We start from the raw sequence: 19,903 nt of genomic DNA, 5'->3' as shown, positions 1-19,903 counted from the left end.
AAATCCTTTCCCCCCAAACATTTCAAGGGCGCGACCCCGGTCGCCGCGAAGGCTGACGGTTGCAAGGGCGCGGATGATCAAAAGAGAGCGTTAGAAAATCGGGCCGCGGCGAAGCTTCCCTTGCGGCCGGCAAGCTGCAAGCGGCACGGTCCGTTCGGCCCCGCGTCAGGGATGGCCGCCTGGAAGGGGGAAGACCGGCGACGGGCTGCCACTTTGTCGCCAGCCCGGCCGAAGGGCGACGCCCCCCCGGTCTGCTTGGGAATAGACGGCTCGCGGGACCATATTTAGCCTCGGGATCCAGCAGCCGTTTCGCTTTGGAGGTTGTTCGACTTCACGCGGTAAAAGGCCCCGGTTTTCTGGCGGCGCTTTTTGCGCTACGTGTAGCCTTTGCCGGTCAAAAGAGGTCACACTTGAAAACAGTCTCCCGGTGATATAGGTTATAGTACAATTGATAACCCAAATAACCCGGAGCACCGAGATGGCTATCACTAATGGTCTTCGCGTCTATGATGGAGCCGAGTTCGCTCGCGCGCTACAAGTCGAAATGGATTCCGCTTCCGGCGAGAAGACATCGGACGCCGGTGCGCGCCTGGTCAATCGTAAGCTGACGGCAAAGCAGCGTGCGTCTTCAATTGGCGCGAAACTGCGCAGGGCGATGGCGAGCGCGATGCACTCCACGCCTGAAAGCCATGTCGATCACATGATGGTCGTGCTTGTTGACATGCCAAATCAGGCTGTGCGGGACACCATCCGCGATATCGTCGAGCATGTGCCGGCGATCGTGGAAGCCCGCCAGAGCAAACTGACCGATGACGCCATCGATGCACTGGTATCGGTCTACATGCGCACGCCTCCCAATGCCGAGGTCGAGAGATTGCTCTACGACAGCAACGCCAAGGCGAGAGCGCGGTTTTTTGAAGGATGGCCAAGTTTCACGAGCAAGGATCTGGCAGAAGTTGCCGGACATGGTTCCAAGAACAAGAGCATGACCGCCTCGCGATGGAAGATGAAGGCAAAGGTATTCTCGATCAAGCATGGCGGCGTCGAGTATTTCCCGGCCTTCCAGTTCGAGGAGGGGCAGCCCATTGAAAGTGTCGCCAAGGTGCTCGCCCTGCTGGGTGAGAAAAAGTCTGGCTGGCAATTGGCATTCTGGTTCACCTCTCCCAATGGATGGCTTGCCGGCAAACGCCCAGTCGACCTGTTGAAGGACGGCGATGTCGTGGTTTCCGCCGCAGCAAATGAGGCGGAATACATCGCCGGATGACCAATACGCCTCCCTCACCGTTCCCGGCCTCGAACTCTCATGACATCAAGGCCGGGACGAGGTTCCACCGGGTCCACGATCAGCGTTTTGGAAGCTGCTCTTTCAATCCCGGCAAGGGTCGTCCCAGCCGTTTTGCTCCGCTAGTCTCGTGCACTGGTCCTGTCCCGACGCAATACCTCGCGACCAACTACGAATGCGCGGTTCACGAGACGATCTTTCACGATGTGCCGATTGACGAGCCGAACAAGACCGTCGGGGTCAACAATATCAAGCCTCTTGCCCATTCAATCATCGAGCTGAAACACGATCTCGTTCTGGTTCCTCTTTTCGCCCCTGATCTGGCCAGGTGGGGCGTCAGCAGAGCAGACCTCATCGATACGACAGCTGCCGACTATCACATCACCGTTCAGTGGGCCCTGGCCATTCATCAAAGCCGGCCGGACGCGCATGGCCTGATCTGGACGTCGAAACGTTGTGATCCACAGCAAGCGGTGCTCTTGTTTGGAGATCGCGTCGCCGAGGCCGGCCTGACCGGAATCAGCAATGTTCCGATCTACGCGGACGTTGGAGAAATGCGGCAGGTTACTGCGTTCGCTGCACGGGTTGATATCACCCTCATTCTGTAAGCGCACGGCTGTTGTTTGCGCGCGGCCCAGCGCGTTGGCTTGATATGGTCCGCTTGATGGTGTCGCCAACGGCACCTACTGGCCACCGGCCATTACGAAGACGAACTAGATCGGACTGCACCCGTCGTGACGTTGGATATCAAACGTCGAGCCTTTGAAGGAGATGTCCATATGCGCCTGTTATCAAACCACCACGCCGTCGGGTTCGTTGTCGGCACTGTTCTCGCGTGTATCACGCTGAACGTCTCTGCTTGGGCACAATCCGATCCTCTTCCGTCATGGAACGCGACGCCGCTTAAACAGGCCATTCTTGATTTCGTGAAGGCGTCTACTTCCGAAGGTCATCCAAAATATGTCGTTCCCAAAGACCGGGTTGCAGTCTTCGATATGGATGGAACGCTGGCACCGGAAAAACCCGTTCCCATTGCATTGATCCCGGTACTGGCCGACGTCAAGGAAGCCGTGGCGGCCAAGCCGTTCCTTGGCGAAAAGCCCGCCGTCGCCGCGCTCTTGAAAGGCGATGAACAAGCTCTTCATGCCGCTGGCCAGCAAGGCATTCTCGATCTTGTCAACGTCGGAACCGATGGCAAGACGACGGAGGAGATCGTGAAGAACGTTCGGCCACTGCTGGACAAGGGAATTCATCCCAAGTTCAAGGTGCCGTATTCGAAGACGGCCTATCAGCCGATGCGCGAATTGTTGGCGTTGCTCGAAGCCAATGGGTTTCAAAACTGGATTTCCAGCGGCAGCCCGCTTCTCATCACGCGAGAACTGTCGATGGAGATGTTTGGCATCCCGCCAGAGCGTGTGATTGGCAGCTATGTTGGAACGAAGTTCGACGAGCGGGATGGCCGAACTGTTCTCGTATTCGATGGCAGGATCGCGAACTTCAATGACGGCGCGGGCAAACCGGTGAGCATCAACAACGCCCTAGGCAAGCGCCCGGCGTTTATTGCTGGCAACGAGGGTGGGCGTGGCGACATCGCCATGATGCGCTGGTCGAAAGACCGCGATGGTCCGAGCTTCCAGCTTCTGATCAACCACGACGATGAACTGCGGGAATACGCCTATTCCGAATCTGACAACTATTCACTCGAAGCGGCCAAGAAATATGGCTTCCACATCGTCAGCATGAAGGACGACTGGAAGACCACCATCGAACGGTGAACTTTAGGAGGATGACATGAAGACGATGAGACATCTAACCGCCGTCTCTCTCGCTGTTAGTTTAGTGGGTGTGCCGCAGCTCGCTAAAGCCGAACCAGTAACGCTCTCTCCCTCCTGGCAGCTTTCGCTGCCCGCCGGACCGGACGGAAACGTGAAAGTAACCGAGGCCTATGCCCGGATGGTGGCAAGGGACGCCTATTTCTGGGCGTGGCCGATGGTGAACATTTACAACAGACGGCTCGCATTCGAGAAAGCGCCAAAAGTGGGCTTGATGAACGGCGTGCTGCCGTTTGCTCCCCTCAACGCGATGTCGATGCTGCATGACTACATCCAGCCGGAACAGCGTTGGGTGGCTTGCCCTAACCAAGACGTCGCTTACGGGGCCGGTATCGCGGCCTTAGAGCGGACACCAGTTGTCGTCCAGGTGCCAGACTTCGGCGACCGATTCTGGGTCTATCAGGTGGTCGACATCCGCACCGACAGTTTCGCCCAGATTGGCGCGATGTATGGGACGAAACCGGGATTCTATCTGCTTGTGGGACCGGACTGGAATGGCGAGGTACCGAAGGGGATCACCAAGGTGTTTCGGGCGCGCACGAATACGGCATTCATTGTTCCCCGCGTGTTCATGGACGATACCACCGAAGATCGTGAGGCAATCCAGCCGATGATCTCCGGGATCGACATGTATCCACTCGCCGAGTTCGACGGAAAAGCAAGGGAACGCGATTGGCGGTCATTGCCGACGCTTGGCTCGCCAACTGCCGAGGGCGATGCCTCCGAGACAAAGTGGGTCTTTCCCGAAACCTTCTTCCAGCAGTTACCGCAGGTGATGAAAGATGCGCCTCCGTTGCCGGGTGAAGAAGCGATGTACGCCCAGATCAAGGCTGTCCTGACCGCTGCTGGAAAGGATCAGAAAATCATGGCGGCCATGGTGGATGAGGCTCAAAAGACGGAAGCCGAACTGGTGGACCCTCTGCTGCAGTTCCGGAACTGGGGTGTCCAGCTCGAGCACAACTGGTCAACGACCTACAATAACGCGGCTTTCGGAACGGATTATTTCACCCGGACAGCAGTCGCCAAGTCCAATATCTTGGTCAACTCTCCGACGGAGACCAAATACTTCTATCAGGACCTGGACGCAAAGGGCCAGCGTCTGAACGGGGCGGCCAGCTACACCGTCACATTTCCCAAGGGCGAAACCCCGCCGGTGGATGGCTTCTGGTCTCTAACGATCTATGACGCACAGCACTTCTTCGTCCCGAATGCGCTCTCCCGGTTCTCGCTCGGGACGAAGAACAAGTCACTGGCCTATAACGACGATGGGTCGCTGACGATCTACGTCCAGGAAAAATCGCCGGGCGAGGATAAAGAGGCCAACTGGCTACCTGCACCTGCAGGAGACTTTTCTCTATATCTCCGCGCATATTGGCCGAAGACGGAGATCGTCGATGGGAGCTGGACGCCCCCTGGCGCAAACAAACAGTAATTGTGATGACCTCCGCGGACGGCGCTAAGCAGACTGACGGCTTCAGAGCCGTCAGGGATTGTTCGGAATGGCCGAAATGGAGGCGCAAAGCTGATCGAACCCAGGGAGAGGCTCTCTGGGCACAAGGACGCGGCCCCACAACGCGTGGGGCCGCTCCTCTTCAGATTTCCGTCCGCTCGGCCAGTTCCAGTGCATCCTCGATGTCAACGCCGAGATACCTAACTGTGTTCTCGATCTTGGTATGGCCAAGCAGGATCTGGATCGCTCGAAGATTGCCGGTGGCCTTATAGATCATGGCAGCTTTCGTTCGCCGCAGTGAATGCGTGCCGTAGTCCTCCCGACGAAGCCCAATCGCCGTCACCCACTCATCGACCAGTCGGGCGTACTGGCGAGTGCTGAGATGATCGGTGTGGTCGACGCGGCTGGGAAAGGCATAGTCATCGACTGTTCCTCCCCTTCTCTGGAGCCAGGCAAGCAGACTAGCTCTGACCTCGGTCGTAATCTCGAACTGCACGGGTCGTCCGGTTTTCTGCTGGACGACCATCGCACGAGTTCGAATTTCATGACCCGTGACGAGAGTCCCGATTTTCACTTTTACCAAATCGCAGCCACGGAGCTTGCTGTCGATGGCAAGATCGAAAAGCGCACGATCTCTCATCCTTCCTTCTCGGTCGAGAAAGAAACGCACTGCCCAGATCTGGCGCTGCTTCAGGGGCTTCTTGACGCCAACTTGCTTGCCTGCGTTCCAAGCCGGTCGACCCAGTGCAGCAGGATCATACTGTGAGATACCCATTTCAGTTCTCCTATGGCCACCATTGGCCAGAGGGAGAACGCGCAGTTCCCACTCCCATAACGGGCCGATAACGGACTGGCAGCATGTAGGGCCCAGATGTCGATACCGGACATTCAATCGGAGGTCCGCGGCTGGCATTCCTCAACTCATGAATTGCAAGCGGCTCCGGCACTATGCGCCAACAGCGGACATTCCTTGCTCGTGATAGTTTTGCTGCCCATTTGAAACAGGGGGCAAACATGTCGAAAAGGGTAATGCTCTACGCTAGATATCCTACAGATCCGCGGGACTGCGACACGAATTCTTCTGGCGAAATCCCCTTCAGAAAGTCTTCACTGTGCCTTCGTCAAGGGCGGTGCTTTCCATGTGCCGTCCTCCGCCGCTTTCTTCGGCCAGTAGAGGCGCATGTACATCGCGAAGGGTCCTTTCGGCGCAGGTAGCCAGTTGGCTTCCTGGTCCTTGCCGGGGGATTCGTTCTGGACGATCAGCGTCAAGCCGCCATCGCCGTCCTTCTTGAGTTCGGGAAGCATCGGGGAGTTTACCAGATAGCGGCTGATTGGGTTTGCCACCAGCAGGCTCGCCGGCAGTTCATACATCGTCAGTGACCAAAACGCGTTGACGGGCGGCAACTGGCCCGGCGCAAACCGCAAGGCGTAACGGTTGGCTCCCTCCAGCTTCTGGGCATCGGCATCGACGCGATATATTGGATACATAGCCTCCTGTTTCGAATTTCCCCAGAGGCCAATGGTCCCGAGCCAGCGGTACAAATAATTGTTCTTCATGGCTTCGCGCGTGCCGAAGAGATCGCCCGACGTCACCTTCCCGTCGTCAAGCAGTTTCACGCCCCCAGCGAAGGCGGCATAGGCGTCGATCACGCCCTGTTCGATGGCGGTCTTCATTTCTGGCGAGAGCTTGCTGGGATCGAAGGTCTCTCCTGCGCCGATACCGATCTTGGCGAACCGCGCCATGAGTTCTGTCTCGGAAGGGTCTGTCGGGCAAAATTGCAGAATGAAGTTGAGGACATTGAAGAACTGCAGCGAGGTCTTCTCTTCCGCAGGCGTGAGCGGCTTGATGAAAGCAATCGTCGGTGCTGCCTTGGGTGCAGCCGTGCCAAGGAACGCCGACAGCGTCTGCGCCTTGTAGGCGGCTTGTACCTTCTTCACGTTGTCAATGTCGCCGGGATTGAACAACTGCGTGCGAAAGACGGCGAGGCCAAATTCCGTCTCGCTGCGGATCACCTTCTTCAACCCCTGGGGGGGTCACCTTTCCAGTTCGGCCCGGCGATGAGGAAGCTGCCGCCATCGTTACCCGTGGCGCGGCTGCCGAGGTAGGCGTAGTTGAAGGTGTAGGCATCTATAAGCTGAACACTGAAATAGCGATCCTTTTCGATCGGTGACACGGTGATCACGATTGGTTCGGCGCGCAGATCCATGCCCAACCAGGAATAAGGTGTATCTGAATTGGGCGTTTGAAGCGCCGTATCCGCCGGCGTGAAGACGCGAGGAATGTTATGGATCTGGTTCCACGGCGCCTTGAACTCGGGATCCTGGCGATCCACGAAGTAGGCGTACTGGACGCGATAGCTATCCACCAGCGGGAAGCCGTAGATGTACGCCTCCTTGGCGATGGCGCGAGCTTCTTCCGCTGTCACGTTCTGGGCTTGTGCGCTTCTGGAACCAAGTCCGATGAGGCCCACAGCCGCCATCGAACCTTTCGTGAAATCGCGTCTGGTTATGTTCATCGTATGTTTCTCCAAGTCGGTGCCTTGCCCGGTCGCGGGTGTGTTCGCGGACGTCTATTCTCGGTCAATTTCCGGTCTCTCGTTACTGTGTCTTCGTCATCGGTGGCTTCTTCCATGTTCCGTCGAGCGCTTCTTCTTTCGGCCAATAGAGGCGCAACGGAACCCAGAAGGCCCCTTTGGGCGCGGGCAGCCAGTTCGGTTCCTTGTCCTTACCCGGCGATTCGTTCTGGATGTAAAAAGTCAGGCCGCCATCCGCGTCCTTCACGAACCCTGGCAGCATCGGCGAGTTGAGCAGGTAGCGGTCGATCGGATTGGCGACGAGCAGACTCTGCGGCAGATCATACATCGTCATGGACCAGAATGCGTTAACCGGTGGCAGTTGGCCAGGCGAGAAGCGCAGCGTGTACTTGTTGGCGCCGTCGAGCTTCTGTCCCGCGTCATCGACAAAGTACAGTGGATACATCGCTTCCTGCACAGAGTTGGCGTAGATGCCGGTCACCGTGCCGGCCATGCGGTAAAGGTAGTTGTTCTTCAGATACGCCCGATCCCCAAAGAGATCACCGGCGGTCACTTCCCCCGTGTCGATCTTCTGCTTCTGCAAATTTCCGAGATCGACCCAGGCATCGGCCATACCCTGCTCGATGGCGGTCTTGAACTCAGGCGAAAGCGTGGTCGCGTCGAAGGTCTTACCTGCGCCGACGCCGATGTTGGCAAAACGCGCCATCAGTTCGACCTCGGACGGATCGGTGGGACAGAACTGCAGGATGAAGTTCAGGATGTTGAAAAACTCGGGAGACTTCCTCTCATCCTCTGGCCAGCGGCTTGATGAAATCGATCGAGGGTGCGGCGGCTGGTACGGGCTGGCCCAAAAACGACGACAGCGGCTGCACCCTGTAGCCGGCTTGGACCTTCTTCATGTTATCGAGATCGGCCGGGTTGAAGAGCTGCGTTCGAAAGGGGGAAAAGGCGAACTCGGTCTCCGACCGGAACACTTTCTTCACGCCCGCAGGCGTCTCGCCCTTCCAGCTCGGCCCGGCGACGAGGAAGGTGCCGCCGTCGTTGCCCGTCGTCCGGGTGCCGATGTAGTCGAAGTTGAAGGTGTACCAATCCATGAGCTGGACACTGAAGTAGCGATCCTTTTCGATCGCCGGCACGGTGATCACGATTGGTTCGGCGCGCAGGTCGAGGCCGAGCTGCGAGTAGGGTGTATCCGAATTGGGCGTCTGGATCGCGGTATCGGCCGGCGTATAAACGCGCGGAATATTGACGATCTGGTTCCAAGGTCCCTTGTATTCGGGGTTCTTGGTGTCGACGAAATAAGCATGCTGGATGCGATAGTTGTCCACCATTGGGAAGCCGTAGACATAGGCCTCCTTGGCGATGGCACGGGCTTCATCCGCGGTGACATCGGCAGTTTGCGCCTGAGCCAGAGTAAAGCTGGCGATAGAAGCTGCGCCCAAACAGGCCGTTGCAAAACTGCGTCGCGATAGGTTCATGGTCGTTCCTCCGGCCTCCGGTGACATGCTTGCGTTCAGACAATTCGCCCAGACAGGAAAGGTCAACTAACTGGGTCCTACGGGGCGGAGGCGAAAGGCGCTTGTCCTGAAACAAGCGCCTTCCGTTGTCGAAGGTGTCAGGGCACGAGCTCGACCTCGCCCGGCCGCCATTCCTTGGTGAAGAACGGTTCAAGCGGGCTGTAAAGCCGCAGAAGTGTGAACCATCCTTTTTTCGGATCGGTTTGAATCCAGTTACCCTTCTTTGCGTCGGCCGGCTTGGTAGGCCCGAAATAGACCGTGGTGGTGCCGTCGGCGTCCGCAACGGCGGCGGGTGTCGGATACGACTGACTGCCGGCACGCGCGTAACGCTGCGGTGTCGCCAGCAATGAGCGCGTCTGGTTGTCGTAAACGGTGAACGACCAGAACGCCGCCGCCGGAATGTCTTTCTGTAGCGTTACGCGATAGGTCTTAGAGCCATCGAAGTAGTTCTTGTCGGCGTCCATGAAACCCATCAGATATTGAGAGCCGACGCCCGGCATCTGCATGATCATGCCCGGCGAGTCCATGGTGTAACCGTAATAGAACCCCGTACGGGCGTTGAGCGTTCGCGCACCCGTCGCCGGAACCGGTTCGAAGTAACCCTCCTTGCTAACCGGCGGAGGCGGCGTCTCGAACGTGTAGCCGCCCTCCCACATCATGCTGGCCCACATGGAATCCGGGTAGAGCGACCAACCGGGAACTTCATTGGCACGCCAGTTGAACATTCGTCCGGCGGCGCTTCCAACGGCGGCGGCGTCGGTGAGGATCTTCTTCATCCGGGCATCGGGATTGAACGGCTTGCCCTTCACGATACCGATTGCCGCGAGCTGGCCCAGAATTTCCGGACTCGTTGACGTTGCGGGCTCGGATTGTACCAGTTCATTGATCATCTCGAAAAACGAATAGTCGCTCGGCGGAACGGTGTTGAACGCCTTGCCGCTGCCTTCTACGAATTTCGTCGGCGGGATTGGCGGGTCCTTCTCAAGCCGGATCTTGCCGTCGAGCGCGGTGGCGATGCTGGTGCCGTATCCGCCCGGCGTATACGAATAGATTTTCAGCTTCTCCTTGACGTTCGCGACCGCGGGCTTGGGATCGTTGTTCTCGAGGTTCGCCCGAACGGCATAGAGCACCTTATTGGATTTCGATTTGCCGATGAAGAAACCGTTGTCGGGTAGCGGACCGTCATAGTCCGGCGGCAGGATAAGATACTTGCCGCCCTGACCCCGGTCGGGGCCGGGCGCTCCGATGTCGATGATCCAGCCGAACCACATGTCGTTGAGCGTGCCGATCGCCTTCGGCGGCACCTCGATCACCATCGGCCCCTTTGTCAGGTCGATGGTCGCGACCGTATAGACCGTGTCGATATTTGCAGTGAGAAACACCGAGTTGTAGTCCATCAACTCGGAGAAAATAACTACCGTGTTGTCTTCGGCGCCGATGCTCTTGAAACCCTTGCGAATTGCATAGGCCGACGCACCCGAGTAGGCGTTCATGAAGGCATCCACGCCGCGTATGTAGTCCAGGCTGTCCCGAACCTTCTGCGCTGTTTCCGCGCTTGGCGCGCCGTCCTTGAATTCAAGCGTGCCTATGCTCGTCTCGAGCTTGTCAGGGGTGAGCACGCTCGGCGGGATGTCGGCGGCGGTTTGATCCGCCGCTAGGCCCGGTACCGCCAACATGACGCAGGTGGCAACGGATGCGAGAAGTCCAGATAACTGTTTCATTGTCTCATCTCCGGTTTGTTTCGACGTGGTACGGGCGGTGGTGCTAGCGACAGATCATCGGCATGCCGGAATAAATCCAATAGACCGAGGCCGGGATTCCCCCGAACCAGGCAGTGACAAGCCATCGTTCCTGCCACACCCAACTCAGAAAACGTGGATGGGGTGGTTTGACGACGGCGTGGAGTTTTCGGGAGGTCATCAAACTGCCCTCGCTCGATAACTCGCTTGGCACGTGCGTCATCGAAAATGTGCCGATGACCTGCGGATCGCGGAGAAACCAAACCAGCCACCTAGACGGCTAAAGCTCAGTCCCTGCATCGCGAGCTACAGGTTCTCGCCTGCCTGCACAGTTTCAAAGATGAATTTGCCTCCCGATCTTCAGGGTAAGCGCGCCTTCCAAGCACAAAGCTCAGTTCCTGGAACCTGTGCGGTAAGCCGCGAGCCGACGGTCCACTGCTGGATTTGTCAACCTGCCACACCCTTCGATTGTCAGAACCCTAGACGCGTACTGTGGGCTGGAACCCAAAAAGAGCAAGTATGTTACTGTAACATACGGCGTTGCTAGGCAGGCTGCGCACGGTTGACGGTCAAGGGCGTGGGGGCCGTCTGAACGGCACGACCGCAGCGTCGTCGAGCGCCACCTCTATCTCGCTTCGAAGACTGTCGACAAGCTCGACCAATTCGGCGTGGCGCTCGTATCGGTCGGGGGCCAACGCGGTCTCCCATGACAGTCGCAGCTCGTCGGCCGTGGCGAAGTCGTGGCAGAGATCGCGGAAGCTCTCGTCACGGGCGGCGAGTTCGTCGATCAGGCGGGCGCGGGTTGGAAAGCACTGTTTTGCGAAACCAACGTCGTGTCCCATGCTTGGCTCCCCCAAGGGCGTTGCCGTCTTCGTCGGCGACGGATTTTTTTTCAACAGCACATGATGACTCAGAGTTCGCGTTTTGGAGCGTATGTTACAGTATCATCTGTTGCGCGCCCATGAGGCACTATCAACTCGCCGCGCGTGATCCGGCTGCCCTGACAGGATCGGACGGTCGCAACAGTCTCAGGATGCAACCAAAGAGACCCCGGACCCCGATATGCTACGCTCGATGAAGAAGTTCCGCTTCAAGCAGGTGCAATGATAACGTTCAAGAAAGAGGGATGCCTGGTGGACGAGGCTGGGTTTCTGTCATAGGTTGAAGTAGGGGTTCCAAATATAGCGACATGCCGACGCAACATGGTTGAGGATCGAGTCATGCAGACCTCCGTGCCGGACACCAGCGAAGAAGCGCAGCCGTTAGAGCGGCCCTGTCCCAGCCCTGACGAAATAAGGGGCCAGCTTGCTCGAATCCTGGAAAGCCCCGAGTTTCCAAGCGTCGGACGCGTGGCGGCCTTCCTCAACTTCGTGATCGAAGAGGCGCTCGCAGGCAGGGCGCAACGCCTCAAGGGCTATCTGATCGCCGTCGAAGTCTTCAAGCGCCGGGAAGGGTTCACGCAGGACGATCCGGTCGTGCGGATCGAGGCGGGGCGCTTGCGGCGAATACTCGAGCGGTACTACCTCGTCGCGGGACAGCACGACCCCGTCAGGATAGACATTCCAAAAGGCGGCTATGCCCCGTCGTTCACCTGGAACGAGCCTCCCGCTGCGACAACTGCAGACGGCGGGTCAAATCCGCTCCGGATCGGCAGGTTGACGGGAAGCCTCGCATGGCTTCGCGAAAGGCGATGGAGTCATGCCGCCCTTGCGGGCACGGTGTGCCTGGCTGCGCTGGCCTATTGGGGGACCGAACGGTTCGCCATCAGCGTGAAGCGGGCCAACTACGCGGAAGTGCCGGCGGAGCCGACGCTCGTGATCGCCCCCTTCGAAAATCTGGGCGATGGTCCCCAGGCCCGATTGTACACGGCCGGACTGACCGAAGAGCTTCTGACCGCCCTGCCCCGGTTCAAGGAGATAAAGGTCTTTGGGCGTGAGACGTCGAAATCACTGTCCTCGAAAGTCGACGTGTCAGTGATCCGCGGAGATCTGGGCGCTCATTATCTGCTGTCTGGCGGCGTTCGTGTGTCCGGCAGCCGGGTGCGGGTCACAGCACGGCTTCACGACACGTCGGACGGTGCAATTCTGTGGTCGCAGGACTACGAGGACGATCTGAGCACACGGGAACTGTTCACCATCCAAACCGATGTCGCCAACAAGGTCGCAACGGCGGTCGCCCAGCCCTACGGCATAATCGCGCAGGCGCGAACCGCCCACCCTCCGCCGGATGACCTTGGCGTCTACGACTGCACCCTTCGCTTCTATGCCTACCGCACCGACCTTGGTCCAGATTCGCATTTGAAAGCGCGTGACTGTCTGGAGCGTTCAACCGCGCGCTACCCTGCCTATTCGACCGCATGGGCGATGTTGTCCATCGCCTATCTCGACGAGGGTCGCTTCCGCTTCAATCCCAAGGCTGATCCCACGCCTCCGATGGAGAGGGCGCTGACAACGGCCCGGCGTGCGATCGACCTCGAACCGGACAACACACGGGCGCTGCAGGCCCTGATGACAGCGTTGTTCTTCAATCGGCAACTTGCGGAAGCGTTGGAGGTCGGCGGGGAAGCGTTGAGGACCAATCCCAACGACACGGAGCTTCTGGGCGAGTTCGGGACACGGGTGGCGATGAGCGGCCAGTGGAAACGGGGTGCGGCACTGCTCGACCAGGCGCTTGCGCTCAATCCCGGAGGAGCGGGCTACTACGACGGCACCCGTGCGCTCGCGGCCTATATGCTGAATGACCAGGACAAGGCGGTCCGCCTGATCCGGAAGGCGGATCTGCAGAGATTCCCGCTTTTTCATGCCGTGGCAGCCGCGATCTACGCAGATGCTGGCATGATGGATGATGCGAAGCGGGAGGCTGCGACATTCATGAAGATGCGCCCGGAATACATCGACAACATCGTCGAGGAGCACAGGAACCGCAACATTCAACCCGCCGACAGCCTCCGCATGATCGCCTCACTTCGCAAGGCTGGCCTACCCGTTCCAGCCGCTAAGGAACTCGACGCGGAACTCTCGTTGTCAGATGCCTCCCCCGCCCTCTAAGGTCTTAGCTCTCAGGGGAGAGTCTACGGCGGCCAGCAACAGAGCATACTGTATGTTACGGGCGGAAGCTGGCTTGAGCGCGTACAGTTCTATCGGAGGCAGGCTGCCTGCCGGATAGGACACGCAACGAAAGGCATTGTCTATGACCAGAACAGTCGCAAGAATCGCGTTTTCCGTGGCGTTGGCCATGATCATCGGCCTGGTTACAGCCCCCGCCACCAAGGCTGGCGAGGCCGAGGCCAAAAACCTGCTGAAATCCATGTCCGACTACCTGGCCTCGCAGAAGGCGATCTCCTTTACATACGACACCAATCTGGAGGTTGTGACCAAGGATCATCAGAAGCTGCTGCTGGCAAGCTCAGGCAAGATCGAACTCGGGCGACCGGACAAGCTCCGGGCAACCCGGATGGGCGGCTTCGCCAATGTCGAGATGATCTTCGACGGCAAGACGATGACGCTCTTCGGCAAGGACGCCAACCTGTACACGCAGGTCGAGGTGCCCGGTACGGTCGACAACCTGGTCGTGGAGCTCCGGGACAAGCTGGGCCGACCGGTCCCAGGAGCCGACCTCCTCCTTCCGGACGTCTACGGCGAGCTGATGAAGGACGTGATCGATGTGAAGGATCTCGGCAGCGGCGTGATCGGGGGCGTCGAATGCGACCACCTCGCATTCAGGACAAAGGACGCGGACTGGCAGATCTGGATCGCACAGGGCGAGCAGCCCCGTCCATGCCGCTACGTGATCACGGCCAGCAAGGTCGACCAGGGCCCGCAATACAGCATCCAGATCTCCGACTGGAAGACAGGCATCGACGTCACGGCGGAGGACTACAGCTTTGCCAACAAGACGGATGCGAAGAAGGTCGATCTGAAGGGCCTCGCCGACAGCGACGAGTTACCGGATCACTTGGCAATGGGAGCGAGCAAATGAGCAAGAACATGAAACTATCGAAGGTAATCGTCGCAGTCGCCCTGGTGCTTCCTTTACTCGATGCCGGAGAGCGGCTGTTCCCCGGCTTGGAGGGGTTTGTCGGAACCGCCGAAGCCAGGGTCGGGCGTCCCCTTACTCCGGTGAGCGTTGCGGGCGTGGCGCGGCGGACCGTGCGGCGCTGCGCCGTCGGCGTCTATTACTGCTAGGGCGGCCGACACGGCCGAACTCGGGGGAGTGCAGATCATTCGGAATAACAGCCACCAAACCATGTCGCTCCTCTTGCTGTGCCTCGTGCTGCTCGTGCCCGCGGGGTGCGGCGGACATCCCAAGGCGGTGCTCACACCCGTCGCCGATACGGTGCCCGGTTCCGACCGCGTCAACATGCTGATCGCCACGACACGCGGTAGGTCCGAGGTTCCCGGCGAGATGTTCACGGGCGAGCGCGCCCGTGCTCCGGCGTTCGCTGACATCACGGTGTCGATCCCCGCGGTCCGAAAGGTCGGAGAGGTCGCGTGGCCGAAGAAGCTGCCCTCCAACCCGGCGACCGACTTCGCGACCCTGAAGGCGGACGAGATCCCGTTGGAGGAGGCCAAGACATGGCTCAGTGCCACCGTCAGGAAAAGCCGCGACCAGAGCGTCCTCGTGTTCATCCATGGGTTCAACAATCGCTTCGAGGATTCCGTCTACCGCTTTGCGCAGATCGTCCATGATTCCGGCGTCCATAGCGCACCCGTCCTGGTGACCTGGCCCTCGCGCGGCAGCCTGCTGGCCTATGGCTATGACCGCGAGAGCACCAACTACACCCGCAATGCCCTCGAGACCCTGTTCCAGTATCTGGCGAAAGACAAAGAGGTGAAGGAGGTCTCGATCCTCGCCCACTCGATGGGAAACTGGCTGGCGCTCGAGGCCCTGCGGCAGATGGCCATCCGCAACGACGGCCTTCCGGCAAAGTTCAAGAACGTAATGCTGGCGGCTCCTGATGTCGACGTGGACGTCTTCCGCTCGCAGATCGAGGACATGGGCAGCCAGCATCCACGGTTCACCCTCTTTGTGTCGCGCGACGACCGCGCCCTCGCCTTCTCTCGCCGGGTCTGGGGTGACATCCCGCGGCTTGGCTCCATCGACCCGGAGACGGATCCGTACAAGCAGGAGCTGGCCGACAACAGGATCACCGTGATCGACCTCACTAAGGTGAAGGCGGGCGACGATCTTCATCACAGCAAGTTCGCGGAATCGCCCGAAGTCGTCCAGCTCATCGGCGCGCGCATTTCCGAAGGCCAGACGCTGACCGACAGCAAGGTCGGTCTTGGCGACACGATCCTGGCTGGAACCACAGGAGTGGCCGCTGCGGCCGGCAGCGCTGCGGGGCTGATCATTGCAGCTCCCGTCGCCGTCGTCGACGCGGACACGCGCGACAACTATGCCCACCATGTCGGCGGGCTAGTCGGACAGAGCGGTGGCAAGCAGAAGATTGCCGTGAAAGACTGTGATCCGAAGCAGGCAGGACGTGTTTCGCCATGTCGCGCACCGCAAAACCAATAGGGGGAATACGACAATGACGCACTATCTGAAACTCGGGCTTTCGATGGCGGTCGCTGCCATGATCTGCGGCAGCGTCCAGGCGGCAGACGTCTCGCCCTTGCTGACTCAGGATCCGCAGCCAGCCGAAACGCAGGACGGCTGGACTTTCACCGTCGCGCCTTATTTCTGGATGGCGGGACTGTCGGGCGAAACCGCCCAGTTCGGCCTTCCCACCGTCCATATCGACTCCGACTTCGGCGACATCCTCAGCAATCTCGACTTCGCCTTCATGGCGGCAGGCGAAGCCCGCTATGACCGCTTTAGCGTCATCGGGGACGTGATCTACGTAAAACTAGGTGCGGATGCCAGCACCCCGGCGGGCATCCTGGCATCGGACGTCGACGTGACGTCGGAGACCTTTTCGGGTCTGCTGGGACTTGGCTACGCGGTGCTGGACGGCCCCGAAGGCCACCTGGATGTCGTAGGCGGCGTCAAGGTCTGGTCGGTCGACACGACTATCAGCTTCACAGGTGGCCTGCTCGACGGCGTGGCGCGAGACGACAGCGCGACCTGGGTGGACGGCATGGTCGGTCTTCGGGGAAAATACTCCCTGACCACGGAGGTCTACCTGACGGGCTGGGGTCTGGTCGGTGGCGGCGGCGCTGACATCGACTGGGATGTGGCGCTGGGTACTGGGCGGCGGCACCCGAGAATGGACCGGAGGGACTGGGCGTCCGTCTCGGTCTGACGTTCCTCTTTCCAAAATGAGGACGGAAGCGCGATTTCGTCCCAAGCGCGAGGGAGGGGGACATTGAGCTCGCTCGTTTTAGGCCTGTCTGTCTTCGTCTGCCTGTTCGGAGCTGCCCTACTGGGAATGGTGCTGCGCGCCCGGTTGCCGAGCCATCACCTGGATGCCGAGTCAAAGGACGCGATCCGCCTTGCGACGGCAGTCGTCGGCACCTTGTCCGCTCTCGCCCTGGGGCTGCTGATTGCGTCCGCGAAGACCGCCCACGACACAGCGGAGGCCGAGTTGCGGACCTCGGTCGCCCGCATCGTGCTGCTGGACAGGGTCATGCGGCATTACGGTCCGGAGACGGCGGATGCAGGGGTACGGCTCCGCCGCCTCGTCGATGCTAGACTGAACCAGGGCTGGGGTGGATCGTCGGAGCGAGCAGCGACCGATCCATACGACGAGTCTCAGACGATCGAACCCGTTCAGGTCGAGCTGCGGTCGTTGACGCCTGAAACCGCGCCGCAAAGGCTGCTTCAGGCGCGCGCGCTCGAGATCAGCGGCCAGCTTGCCGAGGCCCACTGGATGATCGTGGAAACCGATGACGAGGGATTGCCGACCGCGTTTCTCGTCATTCTCGTCTTCTGGCTGGCATGGCTGTTCGCAACATTCGGCCTTCAAGCCCCCGCCAATCCCACCGTCATTGGCGTGATGCTTGTCTGTTCGCTTTCCGTGGCAGCGGCCGTGTTCCTCGTCGTTGACATGTCCCACCCTTACCTCGGCGTCATCCATGTCTCGGACCATCCACTGCGTACCGCCTTAGCGCACCTGGGACAAGGATGATGGCGGGCTCGTTCGGACACTCCAGGTGAGGCCGGGGAAAAAACAAATGAGATTGCGTCGAATTCTACGAGTCGTTTTGTTCATCGCAGTTGCCATGATCGTCTTCGTGGCGACCCTCTGGGCGGCGCTTGCAATATGGTACCGCCTTCCCGTGCCTGGACTCGGTCGGGAATTCGCCGCTGGCGGGTTCGCCGCCTTCGGGCTTGCGACAGTCGCAATGCTTGGCAGCCGCCGGCCGTTCTCGGCACTGGCCGTGTTCGCTGCCGCGTTCCTCGGCGTCATTTTTTGGTGGAGCACGATCAGCCCGGATGAGCACGCGGAGTGGTCTCCCGATGTGGCCAGACAGGTGACCGGAAGCGTCGACGGAAACAGCCTGACGTTGACGAACGTTCGGGACTTCCAGTGGCGCAGCAACACCGATTTCACGGAGCGCTGGACAACGCGAAGCTACGATCTCGATAAACTCCAGGGTGTCGATCTCTTCATGTCGTACTGGTCGGGGACGAAGATAGCCCATGTGATGTTGAGTTTCGGCTTTGAAGGCGGCGAGCAGCTCGCTTGGTCGATAGAAGTTCGTCGTCCCGTCGGCGGCGCGTTTTCGCCCCTTGCCGACCTGTTCAAGAGCAATCCGCTGGTGATCCTGGCGGCCGACGAGCGGGATGTCATCGGCGTCCGATCGAATGTTCGTGGCGAGGATGTCCAGATCTATCGGCTGAGGGCGAGCCCTGAGCAGGCCCGGCTTCTACTGCTCGAATACGTCGCCGACGCTAACGCGCTGGCTAAGACGCCCGAGTTCTACAATTCGATCACGACGAATTGCACGACGACCGTCGTCAAGATGATGCGTGTGGTCGGAGACAAGGTGCCGTTTGATTGGCGGCTGATCGCAAACGGTTATCTTCCCGACTACGCCTATGACCGGGGAGCCATCGACACGTCGATACCGCTTCCCCGGTTGCGAGAGATTTCCAAAATCGACGAGCGGGCGCGGGCGGATGGATTGTCGCCCGACTTCTCGACGGCGATCCGTCTCGGCGTGCCCTACCCGGCCGCCGTCTCTACGCCGTAACCTACAGTAACATACTGAGGAAACCGCGATGATTGAGGCATGGTGCGCCCTGTCAGGAATTCGCTAGGCGAAGTCACCGACACCCTCAACCGGGACGGAACTCATGAAGCTCATTAAGTACTTTCAGAACGTCGCTGCGGCTACCGCCCTCATGATGATGGTGGCCGCGCCAATGCTCGCTCCGACCCCGGCCGAGGCCCGCCGTGCGGTGGCTGGCTGCGGAGTCAGAGGATGTGCAGCCGTCGGCAGCCGCGGCGCTGTCGCAGTCCGTCGCCCGCCCGTCATGCGCGCGTCGTCGTCGTGAGCCCTCGCCGCTATTGGCCCGCTGGCGGTGCGATTGCGGCGGGAGCTGCCATAGGCTTCATCGCAGGCACGTGTGCGGCCTCGGTCGCCGGGACGCCGCCGCGATCTGGCATGTGCTGGTTCTATACCGACAGCACCAAGAAGACGGGTTTCTGGGATGTCTGTCCGCGATAGTGTGCTGTGACATCGGCATGAGGATTGAGTACGGCGACAGCTTTGGACATACAACGGTGATCCACCCGACATCACCCTGGCAAGGTCGTCAGAGGGCCATCCATACCATGGCGGCCGTGCCTGCGCATGATGGCGCGTTGCGACGAGCCTGACTGCCAGTGCCGCTGCAGATGTCAAAGCTGAGATCATGGATTCGTACGGATCGTACGGACGGTAAATGCCGTATTACAGTAACATACTTTCCCTTGACCGCCCCCATGACATACAAATTCCGGGGGCGGACCAGATATCCCGCTTCAAACGACGGTAGAGTGAGACATGCCGAAGAACTTGAACACAGCGTGAGGTCGCGACTGGGCCGCGCTACTGGGCGCGGCCCAGGACAACGGGCCAGAAGGTCTCGGTGTACACCTCGGTCTGACCTTCCTGTTTTCTAAATGAATGTTCAGAGAACGCTTTCAATCCACCATTCAGCCATGTGCAAAGGATGTTCGATATGCGCCTCACAGATACGAGACTGCTGCTGCTTTCTTCGACGGCGCTGGCCATCGCCTCCACGGCCGCCCTCGCCCAGGAGCGCCATGCCTATTTCGGGCAGACGCATCAGCACACAAGCTGGTCGATGGACGCCTATATCATCGGCAACACGGTGACAGGTCCGGCGGAGGCCTATCAATATTCGATGGGCGAGGTGATCAAGAATCCCGCCGGGTACGACGTGCAGATCAAGACTCCCCTCGACTTCTAAGGCGTGACCGATCACTCGGAGTACGTCGGCGTCATCCGGTTGGCCAACGATCCGACGTCGGCGCTTAGCAAGCTTCCCATTGCTGAAAAGCTGAAGGTCACCAAGGACAACCCCGCCGTTAAAATCTTCCAGTAGCTCGCCGGAAGCATCGCCAGCCGCAAGACAATTCCCGAGCTGAGCGAC

Annotated in this window: 15 protein-coding genes and 5 pseudogenes; 15 read left to right on the top strand and 5 right to left on the bottom strand. The window is 59.6% G+C overall.

Annotated elements, in window-relative coordinates:
* Positions 1 to 478 precede the first annotated feature (478 nt).
* The 4 genes from ACP7E0_RS23475 to ACP7E0_RS23460 all read left to right on the top strand — a co-directional run bounded on the left by ACP7E0_RS23475 (position 479) and on the right by ACP7E0_RS23460 (position 4,546).
* Positions 479 to 1,264 carry a hypothetical protein gene (locus tag ACP7E0_RS23475; RefSeq protein WP_426128295.1) on the top strand — a complete coding sequence of 262 codons (786 nt, stop codon included), beginning with the start codon at positions 479 to 481 and terminating at the stop codon, positions 1,262 to 1,264.
* The gene (locus ACP7E0_RS23470) at positions 1,261 to 1,890 is read left to right on the top strand and encodes an RES family NAD+ phosphorylase (RefSeq protein ID WP_426128293.1); all 630 of its coding nucleotides are present in this window, start codon (positions 1,261 to 1,263) and stop codon (positions 1,888 to 1,890) included. Before ACP7E0_RS23475 ends, ACP7E0_RS23470 begins: the two co-directional genes overlap by 4 nt.
* A gap of 126 nt (positions 1,891 to 2,016) precedes the next feature.
* Entirely contained in the window at positions 2,017 to 3,057 is a 1,041-nt protein-coding gene (locus tag ACP7E0_RS23465; protein WP_426128291.1) for an HAD family hydrolase, read from the top strand.
* Between the two features lie 16 nt (positions 3,058 to 3,073).
* Complete coding sequence (locus tag ACP7E0_RS23460; protein ID WP_426128290.1) at positions 3,074 to 4,546, top strand: DUF1254 domain-containing protein; 1,473 nt, start codon at positions 3,074 to 3,076, stop codon at positions 4,544 to 4,546.
* A 160-nt stretch (positions 4,547 to 4,706) separates the two neighbouring features.
* Here ACP7E0_RS23460 and ACP7E0_RS23455 read toward each other — a convergent pair whose 3' ends face one another.
* From ACP7E0_RS23455 to ACP7E0_RS23435, 5 genes and pseudogenes are all read right to left on the bottom strand, one after another.
* Positions 4,707 to 5,339, bottom strand: a complete 633-nt coding sequence (locus ACP7E0_RS23455) for a tyrosine-type recombinase/integrase (protein WP_426128288.1) — start codon at positions 5,337 to 5,339, stop codon at positions 4,707 to 4,709.
* Positions 5,340 to 5,671: 332 nt separating this feature from the next.
* Positions 5,672 to 7,080: pseudogene (locus tag ACP7E0_RS23450) on the bottom strand (DUF1254 domain-containing protein).
* Between the two features lie 82 nt (positions 7,081 to 7,162).
* Positions 7,163 to 8,576 (bottom strand): annotated as a pseudogene (locus ACP7E0_RS23445) (DUF1254 domain-containing protein).
* Positions 8,577 to 8,713: 137 nt separating this feature from the next.
* Positions 8,714 to 10,336: a DUF1254 domain-containing protein gene (locus tag ACP7E0_RS23440; protein WP_426128286.1), complete on the bottom strand. Its 1,623-nt coding sequence runs from the start codon at positions 10,334 to 10,336 to the stop codon at positions 8,714 to 8,716.
* A gap of 587 nt (positions 10,337 to 10,923) precedes the next feature.
* The gene (locus ACP7E0_RS23435) at positions 10,924 to 11,196 is read right to left on the bottom strand and encodes a hypothetical protein (protein ID WP_426128284.1); all 273 of its coding nucleotides are present in this window, start codon (positions 11,194 to 11,196) and stop codon (positions 10,924 to 10,926) included.
* Positions 11,197 to 11,574: 378 nt separating this feature from the next.
* On the opposite strand from ACP7E0_RS23435, the gene ACP7E0_RS23430 reads away from it, so the two are divergent.
* The 11 genes and pseudogenes from ACP7E0_RS23430 (at position 11,575) to ACP7E0_RS23380 (ending at position 19,855) form a co-directional block, all read left to right on the top strand.
* On the top strand, positions 11,575 to 13,401 hold the full coding sequence (locus tag ACP7E0_RS23430) for an adenylate cyclase (RefSeq protein ID WP_426128282.1): 1,827 nt from the start codon (positions 11,575 to 11,577) through the stop codon (positions 13,399 to 13,401).
* A gap of 142 nt (positions 13,402 to 13,543) precedes the next feature.
* Positions 13,544 to 14,332, top strand: a complete 789-nt coding sequence (locus tag ACP7E0_RS23425) for a DUF2092 domain-containing protein (protein ID WP_426128280.1) — start codon at positions 13,544 to 13,546, stop codon at positions 14,330 to 14,332.
* Positions 14,333 to 14,340: 8 nt separating this feature from the next.
* On the top strand, positions 14,341 to 14,538 hold the full coding sequence (locus tag ACP7E0_RS23420) for a hypothetical protein (RefSeq protein ID WP_426128278.1): 198 nt from the start codon (positions 14,341 to 14,343) through the stop codon (positions 14,536 to 14,538).
* Positions 14,539 to 14,599: 61 nt separating this feature from the next.
* Positions 14,600 to 15,874 (top strand): alpha/beta hydrolase, encoded by a 1,275-nt coding sequence (locus ACP7E0_RS23415; RefSeq protein ID WP_426128437.1) that lies wholly within the window; start codon positions 14,600 to 14,602, stop codon positions 15,872 to 15,874.
* Between the two features lie 43 nt (positions 15,875 to 15,917).
* Positions 15,918 to 16,550, top strand: a pseudogene (locus ACP7E0_RS23410) (hypothetical protein); the annotation flags it as partial.
* A pseudogene (locus ACP7E0_RS23405) lies at positions 16,526 to 16,621 on the top strand (transporter); the annotation flags it as partial. The pseudogenes ACP7E0_RS23410 and ACP7E0_RS23405, both read left to right, overlap by 25 nt.
* Before the next feature lie 43 nt (positions 16,622 to 16,664).
* Positions 16,665 to 17,426, top strand: coding sequence for a DUF4239 domain-containing protein (locus ACP7E0_RS23400; RefSeq protein ID WP_426128276.1), 762 nt, complete (start codon positions 16,665 to 16,667; stop codon positions 17,424 to 17,426).
* A gap of 46 nt (positions 17,427 to 17,472) precedes the next feature.
* A complete protein-coding gene (locus ACP7E0_RS23395; RefSeq protein ID WP_426128274.1) occupies positions 17,473 to 18,495 on the top strand; it encodes a DUF4105 domain-containing protein in 1,023 nt (340 codons plus the stop codon).
* A gap of 103 nt (positions 18,496 to 18,598) precedes the next feature.
* Positions 18,599 to 18,972, top strand: a pseudogene (locus ACP7E0_RS23390) (hypothetical protein).
* Positions 18,973 to 19,468: 496 nt separating this feature from the next.
* Positions 19,469 to 19,720 carry a DUF3604 domain-containing protein gene (locus ACP7E0_RS23385; RefSeq protein WP_426128272.1) on the top strand — a complete coding sequence of 84 codons (252 nt, stop codon included), beginning with the start codon at positions 19,469 to 19,471 and terminating at the stop codon, positions 19,718 to 19,720.
* Between the two features lie 3 nt (positions 19,721 to 19,723).
* The gene (locus ACP7E0_RS23380) at positions 19,724 to 19,855 is read left to right on the top strand and encodes a hypothetical protein (RefSeq protein WP_426128270.1); all 132 of its coding nucleotides are present in this window, start codon (positions 19,724 to 19,726) and stop codon (positions 19,853 to 19,855) included.
* The last annotated feature ends 48 nt before the right edge of the window (positions 19,856 to 19,903 follow it).

Source organism: Pararhizobium sp. PWRC1-1 (assembly GCF_049897905.1).
Taxonomy (GTDB): domain Bacteria; phylum Pseudomonadota; class Alphaproteobacteria; order Rhizobiales; family Rhizobiaceae; genus Pararhizobium.
Note: the sequence above shows the minus strand (reverse complement) of the source record. Positions and strands in the feature narration are given on the sequence as shown.